This window comes from Acinetobacter calcoaceticus DSM 30006 = CIP 81.8 (assembly GCF_000368965.1).
In the GTDB taxonomy this organism is placed as follows: domain Bacteria; phylum Pseudomonadota; class Gammaproteobacteria; order Pseudomonadales; family Moraxellaceae; genus Acinetobacter; species Acinetobacter calcoaceticus.
This window is the reverse complement of record NZ_KB849779.1, coordinates 19,700-43,685: the sequence shown is the minus strand read 5'-3', so window position 1 is coordinate 43,685 and position 23,986 is coordinate 19,700. Positions and strand designations below refer to the sequence as shown.

Here is a 23,986-nt window from a genome sequence, read left to right as displayed (position 1 = left end):
TTAAAAGAATGAATCAAACATATTAAATAGTGCTCCACCAGGTGAACGCGGTGGGTGAACATAAGTCACTTCGCCAGCTAGAGGGGGAGTTCGGTTTTCAATACGAATGCGTGCAGGACGGTCAGAGCCTTCATAGAAAACTTTAATTTGAGATGTCCATAAACGCCCTGTACTTTCACTATAAAAAAGAGGTAGGGCGGTAACTGGTACATTCATGCGGTCAAAACGCAATTGATGATTACTGGTATTGTGAAAATCAATTGGAGTAACAGCACGAAACGCACGGGGTGTTAACAGGTTCAAATCGGTACGCCCATCTACTGAAGTGGCATAACAGATTTCGCCTTGCTGGGCATTTGGACCAAACCATGTATCTTTGGGCTGAATTAGAGGAATTTCAAACAAAGGCTCGTGCTGACTTTCGACTAAACCTGCAATCCATAGCGGTGTACTAATATAAAGAGTTCCGCGTTGTCCCGCTGGAATGTAGATAGGGTCAACGGGTTTAATTACTACGGAACGATCTGCCAGACGTGGCATCAGTAGAAATTCTGGATTAGTTTTCCGAAACATGTAGCGTTCTACTTGAACAGTATGCGGAAAGGCAAAATTCGGATCTGCGATTGGGTGCCAATCTTGCTCATTATCGTCTTGAAGAGATGGACGATAATATTCGATACGCCATTCTTTTATACCGCGAGTTAGACGAAAAAGCATTGAACCAAATTGCCATGCTTTCGACTGATTGATTTCAAAGCGCTGTTCTCCCCACCATTTTAAAGAATTCTGGGGGCGAGGCTGATATTCATTATTTTCAAACAAGACGTAAAATTCCTCTACCGAGTTGTTAAACAGACTTCACGCTGTAATCTGCTTAGAGTACACTCAAAATCATCTTACTCATCATTATAAATTGTGATGCAAATATTGAAACAAATACAAGTTCCATATAGTTTTGCCAAGCGTCATGGTGTTTTATTTCGTTATGACGGTGATCAAGTATTTATTATTAGACGTCAAAATACTGAAAAAATTGCATTGCAGGAAGCAAGACGAATTTTAGGAAAACCAGCACACTATCAGTTATGCACTGAACAAGAATTTAATGCACTGCTTAGTACAAGTTATGCGCGAGATACAGGGGAGTCACAAGAAGTTGCAGCAGGTTTAGAAGATCATCCTGATTTATTAAGCTTGGCTGATCAGGTTCCAGAAACAGAAGATCTGATGGACCAAGAAGATGATGCCCCAATTGTTCGTCTTATTAATGCGCTACTTTCAGAAGCAATACGGGTAGGAGCTTCTGATATTCATATTGAAGCTTTTGAAAAGAAATTATCTGTACGATTACGTGTAGATGGTCAATTACGTGAAATTGTACAACCACGCCGTGAGTTGGCGCCTTTGCTGGTTTCACGTATTAAAGTCATGGCAAAACTCGATATTGCAGAAAAGCGTGTACCGCAAGATGGTCGTATTTCTTTACGTCTTGCAGGACGTGAAGTGGATGTCCGTGTTTCGACTTTACCTTCATCACATGGTGAAAGGGTAGTAATGCGTTTGCTTGATAAACAAGCTGGTCGTCTTAATATGATCCATTTGGGTCTGATGGCAAATGACTATGAGCGTTTAACTCAACTCGTACATCGTCCCCATGGCATTATTTTAGTAACAGGTCCTACAGGCTCGGGGAAAACGACGACCTTGTATGCAGCCTTATCGGATCTAAACGACAATACACGTAACATTTTGACAGCTGAAGATCCGATTGAATATCAACTTGAAGGTATTGGGCAGACACAGGTCAATACTAAAGTGGATATGACTTTTGCCCGCGCTCTAAAAGCAATGCTACGTCAAGATCCAGATGTGGTCATGGTTGGTGAGATTCGTGATTTAGAAACTGCTGAAATTGCAGTACAGGCATCATTAACAGGTCATTTGGTTTTATCTACACTGCACACCAATACAGCTATTGGTGCCGTCACCCGACTTAAAGATATGGGGATTGAGCCATTCTTATTATCGAGCTCTTTAATTGGAGTGATTGCTCAACGTTTGGTTCGTACCCTATGTCAACATTGTATGACATGGCGTGAAGCAGATACTTTCGAAAGACAGGTATTTCAGCATATTCATAGTGAGTCTATGTTGAAGTTACCACAGGCTCAAGGGTGTGATCATTGTTCACATTTAGGTTTTAATGGGCGTACGGCTATTTATGAAATCGTGCCTGTTGATGATTCTATGCGCCGTCAGATTCACGGAAATGCGGCTGAATATGAATTAGAAAATCATGCTCGTCAGTACTCTGGCTCTATTCGTGATGATGGTTTACGCAAAGTACTTACAGGTAAAACTACACTCGAAGAAGTGCTTCGAGTAACCAATGAAGCAAGTGAAGTATAATTTGTAACGTGCAATAAAAATGCCCGATATGATTCGGGCATTTTTAAAACTTGAAAAATTACTCAGTCACAATATTAAAGTTCACATCAATATTATTGCGAGTTGCATTTGAATATGGGCAAACGATATGAGCTGCTGCAACTAACTTTTCAGCTTCTTCACGATCCATGCCAACCAAGTAAACATTTAAAGTTACTTCAATACTAAAACCTGTAGGAATTGGACCAATACCTACTTCGCCTTCTACATACGCATCTTTGCTAATATTAAATTTATCGCGGTTTGCAACAAATTTTAAAGCGCCTAAAAAGCATGCTGAATAACCAGCTGCAAATAATTGCTCAGGATTTGTTACAGCACCACCAGCACCACCCATTTCTTTAGGTACGCCAAGTTGTACATCTAATACACCGTCTGATGAGGTTGCGCGGCCATCACGACCACCGGTTGCTTTAGCTTTTGCGCGATAAACAACTTTTTCTAATGACATCGTTTTTATTCCTAAAATAAATTGAACACAAATATATCGTACACGACTTAATTATTTTGACAAGTATATTTTTTGAAAAAATTGCTGTTTATTTGACTAGGTTTGTACGGAGTTTAGTAAGTTGATCTTTTAGGTCTAGTAGCGTTGTCATATCACATGAACTTGCATCTAATACTTCGGCTGGAATATTCATTGCCTGATCTTTTAACTTTTTTCCTTCACCGCTTAGCGTAATAATAACTTGGCGTTCATCTTGCGTTGAGCGAGTGCGGTGAAGAAAATGTAGGGCTTCTAATTTTTTCAGAATAGGGGTGAGAGTTGATGATTCTAAAAAAAGCTTGGCACCAATTTCTGAAACAGTAACCTCATCCTGTTCCCATAAAACTAACATCACCAAATATTGAGGATAAGTAATACCCAAAGGCGTTAGGAGTTTTCGGTAGAGCTGATTAAGAGCTAAATTTGTTGAATAGACGAGGAAACATAGTTGATTCTCAAGCTTTAAATTTTTACAGTCTTGGTCCATATATTCCTCAAAGAAACTAATATTGCTTTTGTAGTATATCGCGTTCTATTCAGTTTCTTAAATGTTCATAAGAATAGGTTATGAATAAAGTAAATTAAGGCGCATAAAAAATGGAATAATTAAATCAATTATTCCATAAGATAAAAATCTTTTAGATAAAATTGTCTACCATAGATCTGCAATTTTTTTCATTAAACGTGCACGATATTTAGCAGTAGGATTATTTACACTACGTTGTTGCTCTTGTTCATAAAAATTTTGCCAAGCAGTAATCATTTCAAGTGTTGTTCCTTGTTTTTTAATCATAGAAACATCTGCTGGTTGAATATTTTCTAAACGTTGTCTTGCGCCTTCTGCGCCAGTTCCCCATCCAATTATTCTTTGGCCAAATGCAGGCAAAGGAATATCTTTAGGAGTAGAGGGAAGAATATCTGATTTGAGTTGTGCGGTTGGTAAAACGAAATGATTCGTTGTGCCAAACTCTGCATAACAATGAATATTTGCCCCCAAGCAAAAAAAGCTAAATAAGTATTTCCACATGAATAATTAAACTTTTAATAGTGAATCAATTTACGGTGTGTCATTAGAGGCATTGAAGAGCGGACGAGATCTTGTGCTGTTAAATCAAAAGGTACAGTGATTAAACCATTCCCTTCATATCCAATCATACTTAAAATTTGACCACGACTATCTGTTGCCCCCGAGTGTCCCCAGGTTTGTCGTTTTTCACCATGCCAGCCCTGTTGTGCTGCACCTAAAACATAACATTGGCTATCCATTGCCCGAGCCTGTAGCAGAAGTTGCCAATGCATTTGCCCAGTTGTATAGGTAAATGCAGCAGGAGCAGTAAGAAGATGAGCGCCTTGTTGTCTTAGCGTTAGAGCAAGCTCTGGAAAACGTAAGTCATAACATACCATTAAGCCAATATTGCCAAAAGGGGTAGATGTGACTACTACGTCTGTTCCCGGTTCAAAGAAACGAGACTCTTGATAACCACCGACCGCATCACCAACTTGTACATCAAATAAATGGATCTTGTCATAACGTGCTTCTGTACGCTCAGGGCTGATACAGAGACTAACGGTTCGGACGCGACCATCTTGAATCGTAGATCCATCTGGACGGAATGGACATGGTAAGGTTCCAGCCACAATCCAGATTTGATATTGATGTGCTAGTTGCTCAAGCCTTTGTTGAATAGATTCAAATTGCTCAGCAGTTTCACGTTGTTTTCCAGCAGCAAAACATACAAAGTTTTCAGGGAAAACAATCAGGCTAGCATTTTGCGCCTTGCTTTGTTGAATCAAAGACTCAATGACTTGAAAGTTATTTTCAATATCATCTTGAGAGTTCATTTGAGCAACAGAAACAAGAGTCATATTCTAATCCGGCTTAATCGTGAAAATCAGGCATTTTGCTTATCCGATACCTGTTCAAGCGTATCTTGTTCTTTCTGTAACTGCTTCACTAGTGGCTCAAACATATTCTGATTGTTTGCATTGAGTTTCATCAATGTCTTATGTGCATCCAGAACAGTTCTTAGCATTGCATTATGAGTGATTTGTTCATCTGTTAACGTTAACGTACAAACATTAGGATCACCACAATAATTCAAAATGACAAAAACCTGCCCTAGCCCCATACTGTTGGCTAAGGTTGTGATATCTGGATTGGTAGATAGCATCACAGCTTGAATATGATGAGTCTGTTTCAGCTTTAAACCTAGCTTAGCTAAGATACCTAATACAGTACTATCAATAAATGTTGTTTGGGTTAAATCAACGATTGCACCAACAACATTCTCTTGCTGTTCAATTCTGTTTAAAAGTTTGTCTAGACTTATACAAGAATGGGCTCGCACTTCACCAATAAGTTTGAAAATATGCGTTCCATTTAAGCTTGCATATTCAACATGACCTGTTGACATATAAATGCCATTTTCAGAGAAGGATAGAAAAATTATCACATAGTGCCATCTCAGACTCAAGAGTCCTTAGGTCGTATATTATGTAATTAATTGATTCGTAAATTAATTCATTCGGCAAAGACTGAAGATGGCAATATCATCGGCCACATGATCGGGTGCTTGAAATGATTGATTTTGCAAATGATGGACCAATTGTTGGAACTGATCATTCAAACCACCATCAAAGGGTTCGAGGGCTCCATCTGAGCAAACAATGAAGCGTGCATGGCGATTTAGTGTACAAATATGCTCTTCAACTTCCAACTCATCCGTTAAACCTAGCGGAAAACTGCTCGTTGTTAGAATTTTAGGTGCTTGATTGGGCTCAAAAATGATAGGAGGGGGGTAATGCCCGGCACTTGACCAACGAAGAGTGTGTGTTTCAAGATTTAAAATACCCACAACAATCGTAATGTGCTTTTCAATATTTTCTTGAACTAACATCCCGTTTAATTTTTTAATTAATTGTCTTGGGGTTTTAGATCGACCATGGAAAGCTGCCATCCATGATGTTAACAAACTACTCGTTACACCATGACCTGAAACATCGGCAAGATAAAATAAAACTTCTTTATCATTTAATTTCCAATAGTCATACCAATCACCGGAAAGATAAGCCGAAGGCTGAAAGAAAGTTTCGACTTCATAATTTAATAAATCGATGGGGTTTGGTAATAATCGTTTTTGCAATTCAGCAGCCGAAGGTAAGTCACGGCTATCTTGATTACGCTTATATTGAGCATCAATTCTTGATAAGGCTTTGTTTAAATCGTTAGGTAGTTGATTCCATACCCAACCTGCAAGAGCACCTGCTTCCCATGCATGAGCTAAAGCGCCACCTTCATTTTCAAAGGCAATTACAATAGTCGGTAAATTCCACTTAAAAGTCAGGAAATCTTGTACATCTGCAATTGCAATGATGGTTGGATCATATAAGTCTAAATCATCTATGTTAATGACTTGTAAGCCTGGTAGTTTATCCAAAGCTTGCTCTAAATAAGGGATAGAGCGTGTCGGTTTAATAAAATACATAGAAGATATGGTAGTCCTTTTATATGATCACTTTATTCATCATAGAGTATGTATCATCAAAATCAAGGTATTGCCGAACTCTCAATCCAAGCAATACCTTGATTTCATCTTTTAAGGGTTTTGATTCTCATCCGGTGTATCTTCTGAGTCATCATCAATAAAAGATACATCAGCCGAGTCGCCCTTTTTCTCTGCAATCTGGAATGCTTTACGTTGGAGGTATAAGTCTCGAATCATAGCGTATTGATCACCCTGTAAGGTTTGATCCAAGTCCAAATATTGAGCACGGGTATCAACAGCTTGTAATAAGTTACTCGACCAATAAATACCGTCTTGATCATCCATAACATATTTTTGTGGACGAGCTTGGGCATCTACTGCCAAACCAAAACCATCACGTAAAGTACTCGGCCCAAAGAAAGGTAGCATAAGGAATGGACCAGAAGGCACACCATAATAACCAAGGGTTACACCAAAATTCTCTTCCTCAGTTGGTAAACCTAAGCGGCTGGCTGGGTCTGCCAAACCAAGAGTAGTTAAGGTATTAATTGTAAATCGACCTAAAGTTTTTGCTGCACGACTTGGGCGACCTTGAATAAGCTGATTAACAGCATTCCATGGTTCACCAAGATTTTTACGGAACTGGCGATAAGAGCCACGTACATCTTCTGGGGTCTTTTCTCTATATTGAACAGCAACAGGACGCAAAAAGTTTCGGTCCAACATGTCATTAAAAGAATAAATTGGACGGTTCAATGACTGCAAAGGATCTTTAACTAAATCTGGTTGTGCTGCATTTGCATTAATTTTTAAATCTTTAACTTTAATATTTTTTAAATCATTAATAATTTGTGATCGAGGGTGATGAGATCCAACTTCTGCTGATGAGTTAGCATTAGGAGATTCACTTATCGTGTTTTCTTTAGCATATATAGAGGTACAAACACCTACAGATAACACGCTTAATAAAATTAAATTAGAATAATTCATATAATTCCTTAACCACCAGCCAGGCTAATACTTAATGTGCAGTTGGGTGGAGATATGTTTTAATACAAAATCGATGACCTATTATCAATGTAAAATTGATCAAATAATATAGATAATATGCTAAAAAGGCTAAAAAATAATCATACGATCATATTAATTTAAAAAAGGTATTGCCAAGGGAATTTAATAGTCTATAATGCACATCCATCGGCGGTGATGCAGATAGAAACTTGTTGAAAAACAGTTACTTGGAATTGAGTTGATTGCTTTAGGCAGTGGATTTGATGAGAAGTTGGTTTTGAGAATAAGTTTTAAAAATATCGAAATTACCTGTTGACTTTTAAGAGATTAAGAGTAATATAGCCGACCTAGCTTGCTGGTGACGAACCAGTAAGAAGATCATTAAGAGATTATGAAGAACAACTTGTGTGGATTTTTACTGATTGATTGATCGAAATATTATCATTGATTGATTGGTTTAAATTACTCGAAGTTTATTTGAGCGAAATTTAAGTCAGAAAATTGATGAGCCAGAATTGGCACCTTGTCTTTAATAAGGTGCAAAATGATTTTTAACTGAAGAGTTTGATCATGGCTCAGATTGAACGCTGGCGGCAGGCTTAACACATGCAAGTCGAGCGGAGTGATGGTGCTTGCACTATCACTTAGCGGCGGACGGGTGAGTAATGCTTAGGAATCTGCCTATTAGTGGGGGACAACATTTCGAAAGGAATGCTAATACCGCATACGTCCTACGGGAGAAAGCAGGGGATCTTCGGACCTTGCGCTAATAGATGAGCCTAAGTCGGATTAGCTAGTTGGTGGGGTAAAGGCCTACCAAGGCGACGATCTGTAGCGGGTCTGAGAGGATGATCCGCCACACTGGGACTGAGACACGGCCCAGACTCCTACGGGAGGCAGCAGTGGGGAATATTGGACAATGGGCGCAAGCCTGATCCAGCCATGCCGCGTGTGTGAAGAAGGCCTTATGGTTGTAAAGCACTTTAAGCGAGGAGGAGGCTACTGAAGTTAATACCTTCAGATAGTGGACGTTACTCGCAGAATAAGCACCGGCTAACTCTGTGCCAGCAGCCGCGGTAATACAGAGGGTGCAAGCGTTAATCGGATTTACTGGGCGTAAAGCGCGCGTAGGCGGCTAATTAAGTCAAATGTGAAATCCCCGAGCTTAACTTGGGAATTGCATTCGATACTGGTTAGCTAGAGTGTGGGAGAGGATGGTAGAATTCCAGGTGTAGCGGTGAAATGCGTAGAGATCTGGAGGAATACCGATGGCGAAGGCAGCCATCTGGCCTAACACTGACGCTGAGGTGCGAAAGCATGGGGAGCAAACAGGATTAGATACCCTGGTAGTCCATGCCGTAAACGATGTCTACTAGCCGTTGGGGCCTTTGAGGCTTTAGTGGCGCAGCTAACGCGATAAGTAGACCGCCTGGGGAGTACGGTCGCAAGACTAAAACTCAAATGAATTGACGGGGGCCCGCACAAGCGGTGGAGCATGTGGTTTAATTCGATGCAACGCGAAGAACCTTACCTGGCCTTGACATAGTAAGAACTTTCCAGAGATGGATTGGTGCCTTCGGGAACTTACATACAGGTGCTGCATGGCTGTCGTCAGCTCGTGTCGTGAGATGTTGGGTTAAGTCCCGCAACGAGCGCAACCCTTTTCCTTATTTGCCAGCGAGTAATGTCGGGAACTTTAAGGATACTGCCAGTGACAAACTGGAGGAAGGCGGGGACGACGTCAAGTCATCATGGCCCTTACGGCCAGGGCTACACACGTGCTACAATGGTCGGTACAAAGGGTTGCTACCTAGCGATAGGATGCTAATCTCAAAAAGCCGATCGTAGTCCGGATTGGAGTCTGCAACTCGACTCCATGAAGTCGGAATCGCTAGTAATCGCGGATCAGAATGCCGCGGTGAATACGTTCCCGGGCCTTGTACACACCGCCCGTCACACCATGGGAGTTTGTTGCACCAGAAGTAGGTAGTCTAACCGCAAGGAGGACGCTTACCACGGTGTGGCCGATGACTGGGGTGAAGTCGTAACAAGGTAGCCGTAGGGGAACCTGCGGCTGGATCACCTCCTTAACGAAAGATTGACGATTGGTAAGAATCCACAACAAGTTGTTCTTCATAGATGTATCTGAGGGTCTGTAGCTCAGTTGGTTAGAGCACACGCTTGATAAGCGTGGGGTCACAAGTTCAAGTCTTGTCAGACCCACCATGACTTTGACTGGTTGAAGTTATAGAAAAGAAGATACATAACTGATGATGTAAGCTGGGGACTTAGCTTAGTTGGTAGAGCGCCTGCTTTGCACGCAGGAGGTCAGGAGTTCGACTCTCCTAGTCTCCACCAGAACTTAAGAGAAGTTCGGATTACAGAAATTAGTAAATAAAGATTTAAATCTTGGTTTATTAACTTCTGTGATTTAAGTATCACGGTATTAAGCATGACCTGACGAAGGCATGTTTATTCATTAACAGATTGGCAAAATTGAGTCTGAAATAAATTGTTCACTCAATAATGAAGAGAGAGGAAGTAATTCTGATCTTGGAATTAATTGAGAACTAGCAAATTAACTGAATCAAGCGTTTTGGTATATGAATTAGATTGAAGCTGTACAGTGTTTAAATACACAGTACTTCAAACTGTAAGAGATTGATGAGAAATCATTGATCATGTCTTATTACTCCTTGTAGGTAATAACGACTGTTTGGGGTTGTATAGTCAAGTAATTAAGTGCATGTGGTGGATGCCTTGGCAGTCAGAGGCGATGAAAGACGTAATAGCCTGCGATAAGCTCCGGGGAGGCGGCAAATATCCTTTGATCCGGAGATTTCTGAATGGGGGAACCCACCTACTTTAAGGTAGGTATTGCAACATGAATACATAGTGTTGCAAGGCGAACGAGGGGAAGTGAAACATCTCAGTACCCTTAGGAAAAGAAATCAATTGAGATTCCCTTAGTAGCGGCGAGCGAACGGGGATCAGCCCATTAAGTTATGTGTGTTTTAGTGGAACGCTCTGGGAAGTGCGAACGTAGAGGGTGATATTCCCGTACACGAAAGGGCACACATAATGATGACGAGTAGGGCGAGGCACGTGAAACCTTGTCTGAATATGGGGGGACCATCCTCCAAGGCTAAATACTCCTGACTGACCGATAGTGAACCAGTACCGTGAGGGAAAGGCGAAAAGAACCCCTGTGAGGGGAGTGAAATAGATCCTGAAACCGCATGCATACAAGCAGTGGGAGCCGACTTGTTCGGTGACTGCGTACCTTTTGTATAATGGGTCAGCGACTTATATTCAGTAGCGAGGTTAACCGTATAGGGGAGCCGTAGAGAAATCGAGTCTTAATAGGGCGTTTAGTTGCTGGGTATAGACCCGAAACCAGGCGATCTATCCATGAGCAGGTTGAAGGTTGGGTAACACTAACTGGAGGACCGAACCCACTGTCGTTGAAAAGCCAGGGGATGACTTGTGGATAGGGGTGAAAGGCTAATCAAGCCTGGTGATAGCTGGTTCTCCCCGAAAGCTATTTAGGTAGCGCCTCGGACGAATACCATAGGGGGTAGAGCACTGTTTCGGCTAGGGGGTCATCCCGACTTACCAAACCGATGCAAACTCCGAATACCTATGAGTACTATCCGGGAGACAGACTGCGGGTGCTAACGTCCGTAGTCAAGAGGAAAACAATCCAGACCGCCAGCTAAGGCCCCAAAATCATAGTTAAGTGGGAAACGATGTGGGAAGGCATAGACAGCTAGGAGGTTGGCTTAGAAGCAGCCACCCTTTAAAGAAAGCGTAATAGCTCACTAGTCGAGTCGGCCTGCGCGGAAGATGTAACGGGGCTAAAACTATGTGCCGAAGCTGCGGATTTGACTTTTAAGTCAAGTGGTAGGGGAGCGTTCTGTAAGCCGATGAAGGTGTATTGAGAAGTATGCTGGAGGTATCAGAAGTGCGAATGCTGACGTGAGTAACGACAAAACGGGTGAAAAACCCGTTCGCCGAAAGACCAAGGGTTCCAGTCCAACGTTAATCGGGGCTGGGTGAGTCGACCCCTAAGGCGAGGCCGAAAGGCGTAGTCGATGGGAAATTGGTTAATATTCCAATACTTCTGTGTAATGCGATGAGAGGACGGAGAAGGTTAAGTCAGCCTGGCGTTGGTTGTCCAGGTGAAAGGAAGTAGGCATGCATCTTAGGCAAATCCGGGGTGCTCTATGCTGAGATCTGATAGCAAGCTGTACTTGTACAGCGAAGTGGCTGATACCATGCTTCCAGGAAAAGTCTCTAAGCTTCAGTTACACAGGAATCGTACCCTAAACCGACACAGGTGGTCAGGTCGAGTAGACCAAGGCGCTTGAGAGAACTCTGCTGAAGGAACTAGGCAAAATGGTACCGTAACTTCGGGAGAAGGTACGCTGTTGTTGGTGATGGAACTTGCTTCCTGAGCTGATGACAGCCACAGAAACCAGGCCGCTGCAACTGTTTATTAAAAACATAGCACTCTGCAAACACGAAAGTGGACGTATAGGGTGTGATGCCTGCCCGGTGCTGGAAGGTTAATTGATGGGGTTAGCGTAAGCGAAGCTCTTGATCGAAGCCCCAGTAAACGGCGGCCGTAACTATAACGGTCCTAAGGTAGCGAAATTCCTTGTCGGGTAAGTTCCGACCTGCACGAATGGCATAATGATGGCGGCGCTGTCTCCAGCAGAGGCTCAGTGAAATCGAAATCGCTGTGAAGATGCAGTGTACCCGCGGCTAGACGGAAAGACCCCGTGAACCTTTACTGCAGCTTGACATTGAACTTTGACCTTACTTGTGTAGGATAGGTGGGAGGCTTTGAAGTTGGAACGCTAGTTCCAATGGAGCCGTCCTTGAAATACCACCCTGGTAATGTTGAGGTTCTAACTCTGCCCCGTAATCCGGGGCGAGGACCATGTCTGGTGGGTAGTTTGACTGGGGCGGTCTCCTCCTAAAGAGTAACGGAGGAGTACGAAGGTGCGCTCAGCGTGGTCGGAAATCACGCGTAGAGTATAAAGGCAAAAGCGCGCTTAACTGCGAGACCCACAAGTCGAGCAGGTACGAAAGTAGGTCTTAGTGATCCGGTGGTTCTGTATGGAAGGGCCATCGCTCAACGGATAAAAGGTACTCTGGGGATAACAGGCTGATACCGCCCAAGAGTTCATATCGACGGCGGTGTTTGGCACCTCGATGTCGGCTCATCTCATCCTGGGGCTGAAGCAGGTCCCAAGGGTATGGCTGTTCGCCATTTAAAGAGGTACGCGAGCTGGGTTTAGAACGTCGTGAGACAGTTCGGTCCCTATCTACCGTGGGCGCTGGAAATTTGAGAGGATCTGCTCCTAGTACGAGAGGACCAGAGTGGACGAACCTCTGGTGTACCGGTTGTGACGCCAGTCGCATCGCCGGGTAGCTATGTTCGGAAGGGATAACCGCTGAAAGCATCTAAGCGGGAAGCCTACCTCAAGATAAGATTTCCCTAGGACTTTATGTCCTCTAAAGAGCCGTTCGAGACTAGGACGTTGATAGGTTGGATGTGGAAGCATAGTGATATGTGAAGCTGACCAATACTAATTGCTCGTGAGGCTTGACTATACAACACCCAAGCAGTTGTATATAAAGCATCAATCGATTCATTAATATGCAAAGCAACTTGATTTAGTTATACGCTTAGCTAAAATGAACAAAATATAGTAAGACTCAATCAGCCCATCTGTAAAGATTTGGAAAACGCATCGGCAACCAATAAGACCAATGCAAGTATCCATACCAGTTGTGCTGGCGACCATAGCAAGAGTGAACCACCTGATCCCTTCCCGAACTCAGAAGTGAAACCTCTTAGCGCTGATGGTAGTGTGGGGTTTCCCATGTGAGAGTAAGTCATCGCCAGCTCATTATTCAAACACCCTCAACTTAACAGTTGAGGGTGTTTTTTTATGCCTGAAAAAGGGGATTAATGCTTTAACTGGTTAAAAATGATATTTTTAGCCCTTAACTCCCTGCTATTATTTGAAATATACCTATGCAATGGATATTAGTTAAAACGTTCTCTTTTCCTTATGAAGCTCAAATTGCAAAAACTCAGTTAGAAGCTTTTGGTATTCCTGTATATATTGAAAATGAACACACTATTAATATGGATTGGTTTTATTCCAATGCTTTAGGTGGAGTTCGTCTATTAGTTCCAGAAAACTATGTTGAGGAATCAAAGGCTCTTCTTGAGAGGGATTTTAGTGATGAGTTAGAGCAAAAATTTGGAAAGAATAAAGAATGTTGCCCTCATTGTGGAAGTCGAGATATACAAGCTTATACAAAAGGGAAAAAATCAACTTTTTTAGCCTTCATGTTCTTTGGTCTACCTTTATTCTCTTTTAAAAATGGTAGTAGATGTAAGAGGTGTCAATATTTTTGGAATTAAGCATTATTTTAATTTATATGTTTGAGTGATGTAGAGAAAATAAATTCTACAAAATGATAAAAAATTAAACTATTAAGAAGAATATTATAAAAAATTAGAACAGGAAAAAGGAAAAATAGGTATGGAATATCAAGGAAGTTGTCATTGTGGTTCGATTAAATTTGTAGCGGAAGGAGAGTTATCAGAGGTTTTATCTTGCAATTGTTCAATATGTCAGAAGAAAGGTTCTTTGCTTTGGTTCTTACCAAGTAAGCAAGTTAAGATTTCTTTAGAAACCCCTGAAAATTTGGCGAATTACACTTTTAACAAACATGTGATTAATCATCATTTCTGTAAAATGTGTGGTATTCATCCTTATGCTCAAGGTACAGATGCAAAGGGTAATGCTATCTTTGCTATTAATGTTCGATGCATAGATGACATGGATTTAGAAAAAATAAAAATAAATTATTTTGATGGACGTTCAGCTTAATAAATATAAGGATTTATCAAATGGTAATTAAAAAGCAATTAGCTCCAAAGCAAATAGAAACACTTGTTGAGCTACTAAAAGATAGATTTGAAAAGAATTCACATCGTCATAGAGAAATAGAATGGCCGAGTGTGCAGACTAAACTAATTAAATCTCCTGACAAACTATGGTCATTGCAAGAAATGGAAAATACGGGAGGAGAGCCTGACGTGGTGGCTTATGATCAACATAGTGATGAATATTTGTTTATGGATTGCTCTCCTGAGACACCAAAAGGCCGTAGAAGTCTTTGTTATGATCGTGAAGCTTTAGAGTCTAGAAAAGATCACCCACCTAAAAATAGTGCAATCGATATTGCTATAGAAATGGGAGTCGAACTTCTAACAGAAGAGCAATATCATCAATTACAAAAGTTAGGCGAGTTTGATCTTAAAACATCAAGTTGGCTTGCAACTCCAGATGAGATTCGCCAATTAGATGGAGCAATTTTTGCTGACCGTCGTTATGGCCGTGTTTTTGTTTACCATAATGGTGCACAATCGTATTACGCAGTTCGTGGATTTCGTTGCTGTTTAAGAGTATAGACTTTGCATTTTAATAAGAATAATTAGGTTTGATGTTTTATGCCAAGAAATTGGAGATTCTTGCAACTTTTGATTGATGCCAAACATGCCAAGATATGCCTTGGAATTAAATAAAAACATTAGGATATCTCTAAAAATGCAATCCAACCCAATTTACTATAATGAACAACACATTGCTTTTGCTGATAATGTTCGTCGATTTGTACAAAAAGAAATGGCACCTTTTGTCAATGAGTGGGATGAAGCCGAGACATTTCCAAGAGAACTATACAAGAAAGCTGCTGAGATTGGTTTATTAGGATTAGGGTTTTCTGAAGAATATGGTGGTATTCCAGATGCTGATCCATTCTATTCATTGCTGGCTGGTGTAGAAATGGCGAAGGCTGGCTCTGGTGGAGTACATATCTCATTGATGGTACATACCATTGGTGCACCACCGATTCAGCATTTTGGTAGTGAAGAATTAAAGGCTAGAGTTCTCCCTAGTATTATTTCTGGTGAAAAAATTTCTGCCTTAGCCATTACTGAACCAAGTGGTGGGTCAGATGTTGCTGCACTTCAGACTAAGGCCATTCGAGAGGGTGATTATTATATTGTTTCTGGTGAGAAAACCTTTATCACTTCAGGAATTCGCGCTGATTACTATACAGTTGCGGTGCGTACAGACCCGACTAAATCGGGTGCTGAAGGTATTTCGATGTTGCTGATTGATGCCCAGAGTGAAGGAATCACTAAAACACCTTTAAAGAAAATGGGGTGGTGGGCTTCAGATACAGCACATTTGCATTTTGACCAAGTTAAAGTGCCTGCATCAAATCTTTTAGGTAAAGAAAATGCTGGTTTTAAAGTAATTATGAATAACTTTAATATGGAGCGTTTTTTCTTAGGTGTAGTGGCTTATGGTTATGCACTGGTGTGTTATGAAGAAGCTTTAGATTGGGCTCAGCAACGTAAGACTTTTGGTAAGCGATTAATTGATCATCAAGTAGTTCGTCATAAGTTGGTGGATATGGCGACACAATTGACCTCAACACGGGCATTACTTGAAGAAACCGCATGGAAAATGACTCAACCAAAGTTGCAGGGGCCAGAGCTCGTAGCTCAAATTTCAATGCTTAAAAATGTTGCTACACGTACTATGCAATTTTGTGCTGATGCAGCTGTACAAACATTGGGAGGCATGGGGTTCATGCGTGGAACTAAATCTGAGCGTATTTATCGTGAGGTGAAGGTCAATATGATTGGTGGGGGCGCTGAAGAAATTATGAAAGATTTGATTAGTAAGCAGTTGGGTTATTAAGTCTATTTATAAGGCGGCTTTTAAGCTGCCTTATCTCATTCTTGATCTATCTATCCTGAGGTTTTATTCCACATTTCATTTAAAATCGCCCAACGTTCATGATCTTTCCAGTCTTTTCCACCTACTCGAAGATATTGTCGAGAAAAGCCCTCTTTGATAAAACCTGCATTTGCAACCAGATGAATTGAAGCAATATTTTCAGGTTGTATATTTGCTTCTAATCTATGTAAGTTTAGTTTTTCGAATGCTTCACTAAGTAATAATTTCAGGCCTGCTTTCATATATCCACGGCCTTGATAGGGATGAAATACTTCATAACCTAAGTAAGCCGAGTGAAAATAACCTCTGATAATGTTAGAGATATTAAAAGTTCCGACAATTGTATGGCTTTCGGTTAAGCAAACAAAATAACGATGTTCTTGTGTTAAATATTGTTTAAAGTCAGAGGGTGGATAAGTCCAAGGTTGATGCAATTGAACACTGCGTTCATAAGCTTCTTTAATTTCAGCCAAGTCATTTATTTGAGGTTTACGTAAATAGACTGAACTCATTTCAAAGCCATCTCCCAAACCATTTCGGTCACTTCATCAATTTTGACCTTTCCTTCAGGTTTATACCAAGTTACGGTCCATGAAATCGCTCCACCAACTAAACGTCGCCAAATAAAGGCATCATGCTTTATCTTGCCCTTTGTGCGTAACTTTTCAATAACATCTAACCAAATTAGCTCATATTCATTACGCATTTTCAATAGATAATCTTGTTTTTCTTTTGAAAGAGCAAACCATTCATAAACCAACACAGCCATGGCAGCACCTGTATCTCCAGTAATCGAGATGAGTTCTGCTTTAATTAGGGCACGTAATTGTTGCTCTGGATCTGTAGATTGAGTTGCTGCATCTTCTAAACGAGCTAGGTTATAAATGATGGTTTGCTCCATCACATGGGCAAGAATGTCATCTTTACTTTTGAAGTGATGGAACAAACTTCCTGATTGAATTCCAATAAATTGAGCTAGTTCACGGACAGTAGTTTTGTCATAGCCTTGCTTGTGGAATAGGTACGCGGCACCTTGTAATAAACGACCACGTGGGCTGTCATCAAAGCAAGAGATATTTGGAATCTGTTCAATTGAAGTAGCAATCATACGTGCGGTTTGACCCTTTAAATAAAAATGAATACTGAAATTTTTTGCTAAATCTCACCATATTTCAGAATGATTATCGATTTTGGAAGATTTGGTCAACATCACAATAACATTTTGCTCTTTACAAACCAAGCGCTTGCTTGGTAACGTTGGGACTAATTTTTAAACAGAACAACGAGAAATAAGATGGCAAGTAATCAACAGGATGATGAGCGTGTCGTAAAGATAGGTTGCGCCTCCGGATTTTGGGGAGATACCAATACTGCTGCTTTTCAATTGGTGCATTTAACCGATATTGATTATTTGGTTTTTGATTATTTGTCAGAAATTACGATGTCGATTATGGCAAAAGCGAAAATGGTAGAGCCGAAACATGGTTATGCCTTAGATTTTGTTAGTCGAGTAATGGCACCTCTACTTAAAAAAATTGCAGAAAAAAAGATTAAGGTGATTAGTAATGCAGGTGGGGTAAATCCGCTTGCTTGCCGGGATGCTTTGCAAAAAATAATTAGTGAATATGGTTTAAACCTGAAAGTGGCCGTGGTCTTAGGTGATGATCTTTTAGCAAAGCAAGAACAGTTAAAACAACAAAATATTCAAGAAATGTTTAGCGGGGAGGCTTTGCCAGAACAGGTGGCGAGCAGTAATGCTTATTTAGGTGCAGTGGGCATTCGTGATGCCCTAAATTTAGGTGCAGATATTGTGATTACGGGCCGTGTTGTAGATTCGGCTGTGGTTCTTGCTCCATTGCTTCATGAATATCAGTGGTCTTTAGAGGACTATGACAAATTGGCGCAAGGTTCATTGGCAGGACACGTGATTGAATGTGGCGCTCAATGTACGGGCGGGAATTTTACTGATTGGCGTTTGGTTCAAGGCTTCGACAATATGGGATTTCCAGTGGTTGAAGTCAGTGAGGACGGCTCATTTGTAGTCACTAAACCGCAAGGTACAGGTGGATTGGTTTCTACCGCAACGGTTGCTGAGCAAATTGTTTATGAAATTGGCAATCCACAAGCCTATTTATTACCAGATGTGATTGCTGATTTTAGTCAGGTGCACCTAGAACAAGTTGGTGAGCATCGAGTGCGTGTGACTGGTGCAATAGGGCAAGCACCTACAGCACAATATAAAGTGAGTGCAACTTATCCTGATGGTTATCGAGTTTTAGTCAGCTTTCTAATCGCAGGGCGTGAAGCACAACAAAAAGCGCAAGTCATTGCCGATGCCATTTTAACTAAATGTGAGCGTGTACTGGCCATGCGTTCAGTACCCCCTTTTAGTGAAAAATCTGTTGAAATTTTAGGCATCGAAAGTACTTATGGCGCACATGCCCAAGCATTAAATAGCCGCGAAGTAGTCGTCAAAATTGCTGTAAAACACATGTTTAAAGAAGCGTGTATGTTCTTTGCATCTGAAATTGCACAGGCTTCAACAGGAATGGCTCCAGCCTTAGCGGGAATCGTTGGAGGACGGCCTAAGGCATCTCCAGTGATTAAGTTATTTTCATTTTTAATTGATAAAAATCAGGTCAATGTGGAAGTTGATTTTGATGGGAAACGCTATCCTGTTGAAATTCCTGAAGGGTCTTCTACTCAGCAATTAAATACTTTTGCAGCAGGTGAGACAGCAGTTTATCAAGGAGATGAAGTAGAAATTCCTTTGATTGAAATTGCGCATGCTCGTAGTGGTGATAAAGGCAATCATAGCAATATTGGCGTGATTGCGCGTAAAGCAGAATATTTACCTTGGATTCGTGCAGCACTCACAGAGCAAGCTGTTGCAAGTTATATGAAACATGTTTTGGATGCTGAAAAAGGACGAGTAATTCGTTATGAATTGCCAGGTTTAAATGCGTTGAATTTTATGTTGGAAAATGCCTTGGGTGGTGGCGGTGTTGCAAGCCTGCGTATTGACCCACAAGGCAAAGCATTTGCTCAACAATTATTGGATATGCCTGTAAAAGTTCCGGCAAATCTTTTAGAAAAATAAAATGAATGGATGAAACAAAGATGAGTTATCAATCAATTTTTAGACCAGATGCTTTTGCTAATAAAGTCATTATTGTGACAGGTGGGGGCTCAGGAATTGGCCGTTGTACGGCACATGAGCTTGCAGCCCTTGGCGCTCAAGTGGTGATTACAGGACGAAAAATTGAAAAATTAGAGAAAGTAAGCCAAGAAATTACAGAAGATGGCGGACTCATTCATTTTGTTGTGTGTGATAACCGAGAAGAAGAACAAGTTAAGAATATGATTGCTGAAGTGATTGAGAGGTTCGGCAAGCTTGATGGTTTGGTTAATAACGCGGGCGGTCAGTTTCCTTCCGCATTAGATAATATCTCTGCGAACGGCTTTGATGCAGTCGTGCGTAATAATCTGCATTCAACTTTCTATTTAATGCGTGAAGCTTATAACCAATGGATGGCAAAACATGGTGGCAGTATTGTCAACATGACTGCCGATATGTGGGGCGGCATGCCAGGAATGGGACATTCAGGTGCTGCACGTTCGGGGGTTGATAACTTAACCAAAACAGCATCGGTCGAGTGGGGGAAATCTAGCGTTCGAGTGAATGCTGTAGCGCCGGGTTGGATTGTTTCATCTGGAATGGACAATTATAGCGGTGATTTTGCCAAGGTGATTATTCCAAGTCTTGCTGGCAATGTGCCTTTAAAGCGTATGGGAACCGAGTCAGAAGTTTCATCCGCAATTTGCTATTTGTTATCTGATGCTGCGGCTTTTGTCTCTGGTGTGACTTTGCGTATTGATGGGGCTGCATCGCAGGGAACACGAATGTATCCGCTAGGCGACGCGATAAATAGCGAATCTTATAATGGTTTCCATCGTGCGTTTATCCCTGAAATTTTTAAAAAAGATAAGACTGAAAAAGCCGAGCAAAACAATAATTTAGGCTTGGAGTGAGGAATAAAGAATGACCATTCTCCAGTCTGAAATTGCTGTTGGTAGTGAACAGTATCAAAAGAATAAAGATGCTCTACTTGCTCAGTTGAGTGAGGTCCGTGCAATTCAGAAAAAAAGCATTGATAAATCATACGCTGCTAAACCAAAGTTCGATAAAAAAGGCAAAATTTTGCCCCATGAACGCGTGCGGTTAATGCTAGATGCTGATTCTCCTTTCATCGAGTTATGTGGCTTGGTTGGCTACAACATGCATGATGATAAAGATGGCTCGGAAGCTGGTGGTGGCGTGATTGCTGGCATTGGTTTTGTTAGTGGTGTGCGTTGCCTAGTCTCTGCAAGTAATAGTGCAATTAAGGGTGGAACCATGTCGCCCATGGGTGTACAGAAAACCTTACGCTTGCAAAAAATTGCCTTAGAACAAAAACTTCCGCTGATTACCCTAACCGAAAGTGGTGGCGCTAACTTAAATTATGCAGCAGAAGTATTTACCTACGGTGGTATGACCTTTGCCAATCAGGCACGCCTTTCTGCAGAAGGTATTCCACAACTGGCTGTTGTACATGGTAATGCGACAGCAGGTGGTGCTTATCAACCTGGGCTTTCTGATTATGTCATTGCGGTACGTAAACAAACCGAAATGCTTCTTGCAGGTCCACCGTTACTTCTGGCTGCCACGGGTGAAGTTGCTACAGCGGAGGAATTGGGTGGAGCGGAAATGCACTCTCAAATTGCTGGAACCGCCGAATATTTGGCAGAAAATGATGCCGATGGTATTCGACTTGCACGTGAAATTTTTGAGCATCTGAACTGGAAAGAACAGATCAAACAAGTTGATGCAGTCTATAAAGAACCTCGTTACGATGCCGATGAATTATTGGGTGTGATTCCAAGTGATCCTAAACAACCATTCGATATGAAAGAAGTGGTAGCCCGAATTGTTGATGATTCAGATTTTCTTGAATTTAAGCAGGAATATGATGATTTAACAGTATGTGGCTGGGCAAAAATTGGTGGCTTGCATATCGGTATTATCACTAATAATGGTCCGATTACCCCTCAAGGTGCGGCGAAAACAGCTCAGTTTATTCACCTGTGTGAACAGACACAGCGTCCGCTATTGTTCTTGCATAACACCACGGGTTTTATGGTGGGAACAGATGCAGAGCAAAACGGTATTATCAAACATGGTTCAAAATTAATTCAGGCTGTTGCCAGTTGTACTGTGCCAAAAATTTCGATTGTGGTAGCTGGGTCGTATGGAGCTGGCAACTATGCGATGTGTGGACGTAGTTTATCACCCGATTTTATTTTTGCTTGGCCGAACTCACATGTTGCTGTAATGGGCGCCGCTCAGGCTGGAAAAGTCTTACGTATTGTGGCGGAAGGCAAGCAAAAAGCTTCAGGTCAGGAGCCTAATCCTCAAATGCTCGATTTTCTTGAGCAAAGTACAGCCATGAAATTGGAGCAACAGTCTACCGCACTTTTCAACACTGCCATGTTGCATGACGACGGCATTATTGACCCTCGCGATACCAGAAAATTACTGATTTTCCTTTTACAAACCATTTATGAAGCACAGCAGCGGACATTGAATCCAAGCCGTTTTGGGGTGTCTCGCTTTTAAGCAACTTTTACCGCAATTAAAAAAATTATCAGGAAGAATGTAATGAAATTTACTGCCGAACATGAAGCATTACGCCGTACAGCTCGTCAATTTGTTGAAAATGAGCTAAATCCGAATATTCCAGAATGGGAAGAGGCGGGTCGTTTCCCGATTCATGATGTATTTAAAAAGATGGGTGACCTTGGTTTATTAGGGATTTGTAAGCCTGAAGAAAATGGTGGTTTAGCTTTAGATTATTCTTATAACCTTGTTGTTGCCGAGGAAATTGGCCGTGCAGCTTGTGGGGGCGTGCCCTTAGCAATTGGTGTACAAACCGATATGGCAACACCAGCTCTCGCACATTTTGGTCGTAAAGAATTACGTGATGAGTTTTTAACACCAGCCATTGCTGGGGAATATGTGGCATCGATTGCTGTATCTGAAGTTCATGCTGGTTCTGATGTGGCGGCAATTAAAACTACAGCCAAAAAAGATGGTGATGATTATGTGATTAACGGCAGCAAAATGTGGATTACCAACTCATTACAAGCCGACTTTTTCTGCCTTCTAGCTAACACTTCTGACGATAAACCGCACGTCAATAAATCGATGATTATTGTACCGGCAAAAACTAAAGGCATTAGTTTTTCAGAACCGCTCAATAAATTAGGAATGCGTTCAACCACCACAGCACAAGTTTATTTAGATAACGTGCGTGTGCCACAGCGTAATTTAGTCGGTGCAGAAGGCATGGGCTTTATGATGCAGATGATGCAATTTCAGGAAGAGCGCCTGTGGGCATGTGCCAATTCGATTGGAGGATTGGAAACATTAATTCAAAAAACCATTGCCTATACCAAAGAGCGTACCACTTTCGGTCAGCCACTCATCAATAATCAGTATATCCATTTCCGCTTTGCTGAACTCATGACTGAAGTGGAAGCGCTAAAAGCATTAACCTACCAAGCATGTGAAAAACACATTGCAGGTGAAGATGTCAGCATGCTGGCTTCAATGGCAAAGCTGAAATCAGGACGTTTAACCCGTGAAGTTGCAGATAGCTGTTTGCAATATTGGGGTGGCAATGGCTTTATGTGGGATAACCCTGCATCTCAGCTTTACCGTGACGGCCGCTTAGGTTCTATTGGTGGTGGAGCCGATGAGATTATGTTGGGGATTATCTGCAAACTTATGGATATCTTGCCAAAAAAACAAAAATAAGGAATAAGCCATGACACTTTCCAAATCTCTACAAGCTTTAGATATTGATGACAGCATTCAATTAGAACAGGACGGTAGTATTTTATACCTCTGGTTAAACCGACCAGAGAGCCGTAATGCCATGAATTTGAATATGGTTAATGCGATTCAACAGGTCTTTGCTGCTATTCAAGATGATCTTTCGATTCGTGCGGTCATCATCCGTGGTGAAGGAGGAACTTTTTGCGCAGGTGGTGATATTAAAGATATGGTAGCTTTGAGAGTTGAAGCGAGCAATGTCGGTAGCCTACAACCTTATGCTGATTTTAACCGCCATTTTGGTGCCATGCTTGAGCAAGTTGAAACCGCCCCGCAGACAGTTGTAGTGATTTTAGAAGGGGCTGTTCTAGGCGGAGGTTTTGGTCTGGTATGTGTTTCCGATATTGCGATTAGCCGTGACAATGCCCAGTTTGGATTGCCTGAAACTGGGCTAGGAATAATTCCTGCGCAGATTGCTCCTTTTGTAGTGAAGCGTATTGGTCTAACTCAGGCTAGACGACTTGCTTTGTTGGGGATGCGTTTTGAAGGACCTACGGCGCTCAATGTCGGAGTAATCCATCAGATTGCTCATAATGAATTAGAGCTAGAGCAGGAATTACAGGAAACTATTCAGCAAATTAAACGCGCTGCACCACAAGCTTCACGTATGACGAAAGCACTATTACAGCGAACACTCAATGAACCATTGAATCATTTGCTTGATGATGCTGCGCAACAATTTGCTCAAGCGGTTGGTGGTGTTGAAGGGCAAGAGGGAACGATGGCTTTTATTCAAAAACGGTTGCCGAATTGGGCCGATGAACAATAAAAGATAAGG

General features: G+C 41.5%; 20 protein-coding genes, 2 tRNA genes and 3 rRNA genes. 15 read left to right on the top strand and 10 right to left on the bottom strand.

Annotated features, from left to right (window positions below; all coding sequences use genetic code 11):
• The gene (locus F936_RS02615; protein ID WP_003655070.1) at nucleotides 1-822 is read right to left on the bottom strand and encodes a hypothetical protein; all 822 of its coding nucleotides are present in this window, start codon (nucleotides 820-822) and stop codon (nucleotides 1-3) included.
• A 96-nt stretch (nucleotides 823-918) separates the two neighbouring features.
• On the opposite strand from F936_RS02615, the gene gspE reads away from it, so the two are divergent.
• Nucleotides 919-2,409, top strand: a complete 1,491-nt coding sequence (gspE, locus tag F936_RS02610) for a type II secretion system ATPase GspE (protein ID WP_005044706.1) — start codon at nucleotides 919-921, stop codon at nucleotides 2,407-2,409.
• A 58-nt stretch (nucleotides 2,410-2,467) separates the two neighbouring features.
• Here the strand turns inward: gspE and F936_RS02605 are convergent, their stop codons facing one another.
• The 7 genes from F936_RS02605 to F936_RS02575 all read right to left on the bottom strand — a co-directional run bounded on the left by F936_RS02605 (nucleotide 2,468) and on the right by F936_RS02575 (nucleotide 7,413).
• Nucleotides 2,468-2,899 (bottom strand): organic hydroperoxide resistance protein, encoded by a 432-nt coding sequence (locus tag F936_RS02605; RefSeq protein ID WP_003655074.1) that lies wholly within the window; start codon nucleotides 2,897-2,899, stop codon nucleotides 2,468-2,470.
• An 88-nt stretch (nucleotides 2,900-2,987) separates the two neighbouring features.
• On the bottom strand, nucleotides 2,988-3,425 hold the full coding sequence (locus F936_RS02600; protein ID WP_005044704.1) for a MarR family winged helix-turn-helix transcriptional regulator: 438 nt from the start codon (nucleotides 3,423-3,425) through the stop codon (nucleotides 2,988-2,990).
• A 165-nt stretch (nucleotides 3,426-3,590) separates the two neighbouring features.
• Nucleotides 3,591-3,965: a DUF4951 domain-containing protein gene (locus F936_RS02595; RefSeq protein ID WP_005044702.1), complete on the bottom strand. Its 375-nt coding sequence runs from the start codon at nucleotides 3,963-3,965 to the stop codon at nucleotides 3,591-3,593.
• A 14-nt stretch (nucleotides 3,966-3,979) separates the two neighbouring features.
• Entirely contained in the window at nucleotides 3,980-4,804 is an 825-nt protein-coding gene (locus tag F936_RS02590) for a carbon-nitrogen hydrolase family protein (protein WP_005036753.1), read from the bottom strand.
• Nucleotides 4,805-4,830: 26 nt separating this feature from the next.
• Entirely contained in the window at nucleotides 4,831-5,352 is a 522-nt protein-coding gene (gene gigB, locus F936_RS02585; protein WP_002117273.1) for an anti-anti-sigma factor GigB, read from the bottom strand.
• Between the two features lie 102 nt (nucleotides 5,353-5,454).
• Complete coding sequence (gene gigA, locus F936_RS02580; protein WP_005044699.1) at nucleotides 5,455-6,423, bottom strand: RsbU family protein phosphatase GigA; 969 nt, start codon at nucleotides 6,421-6,423, stop codon at nucleotides 5,455-5,457.
• A 111-nt stretch (nucleotides 6,424-6,534) separates the two neighbouring features.
• Entirely contained in the window at nucleotides 6,535-7,413 is an 879-nt protein-coding gene (locus tag F936_RS02575; RefSeq protein ID WP_003655084.1) for an MlaA family lipoprotein, read from the bottom strand.
• A gap of 573 nt (nucleotides 7,414-7,986) precedes the next feature.
• Here F936_RS02575 and F936_RS02570 point away from each other — a divergent pair.
• From F936_RS02570 to F936_RS02530, 9 genes are all read left to right on the top strand, one after another.
• Nucleotides 7,987-9,524, top strand: a 16S ribosomal RNA gene (locus tag F936_RS02570).
• Nucleotides 9,525-9,583: 59 nt separating this feature from the next.
• Nucleotides 9,584-9,660 (top strand) — tRNA-Ile (locus F936_RS02565).
• Nucleotides 9,661-9,716: 56 nt separating this feature from the next.
• Nucleotides 9,717-9,792 (top strand) — tRNA-Ala (locus F936_RS02560).
• Between the two features lie 370 nt (nucleotides 9,793-10,162).
• Nucleotides 10,163-13,056, top strand: a 23S ribosomal RNA gene (locus F936_RS02555).
• A gap of 182 nt (nucleotides 13,057-13,238) precedes the next feature.
• Nucleotides 13,239-13,353, top strand: a 5S ribosomal RNA gene (gene rrf, locus F936_RS02550).
• The 16S, 23S and 5S rRNA genes sit together here with 2 tRNA genes alongside, the layout of an rRNA operon.
• A 130-nt stretch (nucleotides 13,354-13,483) precedes the next feature.
• On the top strand, nucleotides 13,484-13,879 hold the full coding sequence (locus F936_RS02545; protein WP_005044697.1) for a putative signal transducing protein: 396 nt from the start codon (nucleotides 13,484-13,486) through the stop codon (nucleotides 13,877-13,879).
• A gap of 121 nt (nucleotides 13,880-14,000) precedes the next feature.
• Nucleotides 14,001-14,351 (top strand): GFA family protein, encoded by a 351-nt coding sequence (locus tag F936_RS02540; protein ID WP_005044695.1) that lies wholly within the window; start codon nucleotides 14,001-14,003, stop codon nucleotides 14,349-14,351.
• A gap of 20 nt (nucleotides 14,352-14,371) precedes the next feature.
• Nucleotides 14,372-14,935, top strand: coding sequence for a DUF4256 domain-containing protein (locus F936_RS02535; protein ID WP_003656138.1), 564 nt, complete (start codon nucleotides 14,372-14,374; stop codon nucleotides 14,933-14,935).
• Between the two features lie 136 nt (nucleotides 14,936-15,071).
• The gene (locus tag F936_RS02530; RefSeq protein ID WP_004638672.1) at nucleotides 15,072-16,235 is read left to right on the top strand and encodes an acyl-CoA dehydrogenase family protein; all 1,164 of its coding nucleotides are present in this window, start codon (nucleotides 15,072-15,074) and stop codon (nucleotides 16,233-16,235) included.
• Nucleotides 16,236-16,285: 50 nt separating this feature from the next.
• Here the strand turns inward: F936_RS02530 and F936_RS02525 are convergent, their stop codons facing one another.
• The gene (locus F936_RS02525; RefSeq protein ID WP_004638673.1) at nucleotides 16,286-16,786 is read right to left on the bottom strand and encodes a GNAT family N-acetyltransferase; all 501 of its coding nucleotides are present in this window, start codon (nucleotides 16,784-16,786) and stop codon (nucleotides 16,286-16,288) included.
• Nucleotides 16,783-17,382: a TetR/AcrR family transcriptional regulator gene (locus F936_RS02520; RefSeq protein ID WP_005044693.1), complete on the bottom strand. Its 600-nt coding sequence runs from the start codon at nucleotides 17,380-17,382 to the stop codon at nucleotides 16,783-16,785. The genes F936_RS02525 and F936_RS02520 overlap by 4 nt, the downstream gene beginning before the upstream one ends.
• Before the next feature lie 186 nt (nucleotides 17,383-17,568).
• On the opposite strand from F936_RS02520, the gene F936_RS02515 reads away from it, so the two are divergent.
• From F936_RS02515 to F936_RS02495, 5 genes are read left to right on the top strand one after another with little or no spacing between them, the layout of a single operon-like run.
• Entirely contained in the window at nucleotides 17,569-19,374 is a 1,806-nt protein-coding gene (locus F936_RS02515; RefSeq protein WP_005044690.1) for an acyclic terpene utilization AtuA family protein, read from the top strand.
• A gap of 20 nt (nucleotides 19,375-19,394) precedes the next feature.
• Complete coding sequence (locus tag F936_RS02510) at nucleotides 19,395-20,306, top strand: SDR family oxidoreductase (protein ID WP_005044688.1); 912 nt, start codon at nucleotides 19,395-19,397, stop codon at nucleotides 20,304-20,306.
• 10 nt (nucleotides 20,307-20,316) lie between these two features.
• Nucleotides 20,317-21,930, top strand: a complete 1,614-nt coding sequence (locus F936_RS02505) for an acyl-CoA carboxylase subunit beta (RefSeq protein ID WP_005044686.1) — start codon at nucleotides 20,317-20,319, stop codon at nucleotides 21,928-21,930.
• Between the two features lie 42 nt (nucleotides 21,931-21,972).
• Complete coding sequence (locus F936_RS02500) at nucleotides 21,973-23,130, top strand: acyl-CoA dehydrogenase family protein (protein WP_005044684.1); 1,158 nt, start codon at nucleotides 21,973-21,975, stop codon at nucleotides 23,128-23,130.
• A 10-nt stretch (nucleotides 23,131-23,140) separates the two neighbouring features.
• Nucleotides 23,141-23,977: an enoyl-CoA hydratase/isomerase family protein gene (locus F936_RS02495; RefSeq protein WP_004638686.1), complete on the top strand. Its 837-nt coding sequence runs from the start codon at nucleotides 23,141-23,143 to the stop codon at nucleotides 23,975-23,977.
• The last annotated feature ends 9 nt before the right edge of the window (nucleotides 23,978-23,986 follow it).

Bases quoted from the DNA above. Each gene is read 5' to 3' on its own strand.
- gspE (WP_005044706.1), top strand. From the start codon at position 919: ATGCAAATATTGAAACAAATACAAGTTCCATATAGTTTTGCCAAGCGT.
- F936_RS02605 (WP_003655074.1), bottom strand. From the start codon at position 2,899: ATGTCATTAGAAAAAGTTGTTTATCGCGCAAAAGCTAAAGCAACCGGT.
- F936_RS02600 (WP_005044704.1), bottom strand. From the start codon at position 3,425: ATGGACCAAGACTGTAAAAATTTAAAGCTTGAGAATCAACTATGTTTC.
- F936_RS02595 (WP_005044702.1), bottom strand. From the start codon at position 3,965: ATGTGGAAATACTTATTTAGCTTTTTTTGCTTGGGGGCAAATATTCAT.
- F936_RS02590 (WP_005036753.1), bottom strand. From the start codon at position 4,804: ATGACTCTTGTTTCTGTTGCTCAAATGAACTCTCAAGATGATATTGAA.
- gigB (WP_002117273.1), bottom strand. From the start codon at position 5,352: ATGTCAACAGGTCATGTTGAATATGCAAGCTTAAATGGAACGCATATT.
- gigA (WP_005044699.1), bottom strand. From the start codon at position 6,423: ATGTATTTTATTAAACCGACACGCTCTATCCCTTATTTAGAGCAAGCT.
- F936_RS02575 (WP_003655084.1), bottom strand. From the start codon at position 7,413: ATGAATTATTCTAATTTAATTTTATTAAGCGTGTTATCTGTAGGTGTT.
- F936_RS02545 (WP_005044697.1), top strand. From the start codon at position 13,484: ATGCAATGGATATTAGTTAAAACGTTCTCTTTTCCTTATGAAGCTCAA.
- F936_RS02540 (WP_005044695.1), top strand. From the start codon at position 14,001: ATGGAATATCAAGGAAGTTGTCATTGTGGTTCGATTAAATTTGTAGCG.
- F936_RS02535 (WP_003656138.1), top strand. From the start codon at position 14,372: ATGGTAATTAAAAAGCAATTAGCTCCAAAGCAAATAGAAACACTTGTT.
- F936_RS02530 (WP_004638672.1), top strand. From the start codon at position 15,072: ATGCAATCCAACCCAATTTACTATAATGAACAACACATTGCTTTTGCT.
- F936_RS02525 (WP_004638673.1), bottom strand. From the start codon at position 16,786: ATGAGTTCAGTCTATTTACGTAAACCTCAAATAAATGACTTGGCTGAA.
- F936_RS02520 (WP_005044693.1), bottom strand. From the start codon at position 17,382: ATGATTGCTACTTCAATTGAACAGATTCCAAATATCTCTTGCTTTGAT.
- F936_RS02515 (WP_005044690.1), top strand. From the start codon at position 17,569: ATGGCAAGTAATCAACAGGATGATGAGCGTGTCGTAAAGATAGGTTGC.
- F936_RS02510 (WP_005044688.1), top strand. From the start codon at position 19,395: ATGAGTTATCAATCAATTTTTAGACCAGATGCTTTTGCTAATAAAGTC.
- F936_RS02505 (WP_005044686.1), top strand. From the start codon at position 20,317: ATGACCATTCTCCAGTCTGAAATTGCTGTTGGTAGTGAACAGTATCAA.
- F936_RS02500 (WP_005044684.1), top strand. From the start codon at position 21,973: ATGAAATTTACTGCCGAACATGAAGCATTACGCCGTACAGCTCGTCAA.
- F936_RS02495 (WP_004638686.1), top strand. From the start codon at position 23,141: ATGACACTTTCCAAATCTCTACAAGCTTTAGATATTGATGACAGCATT.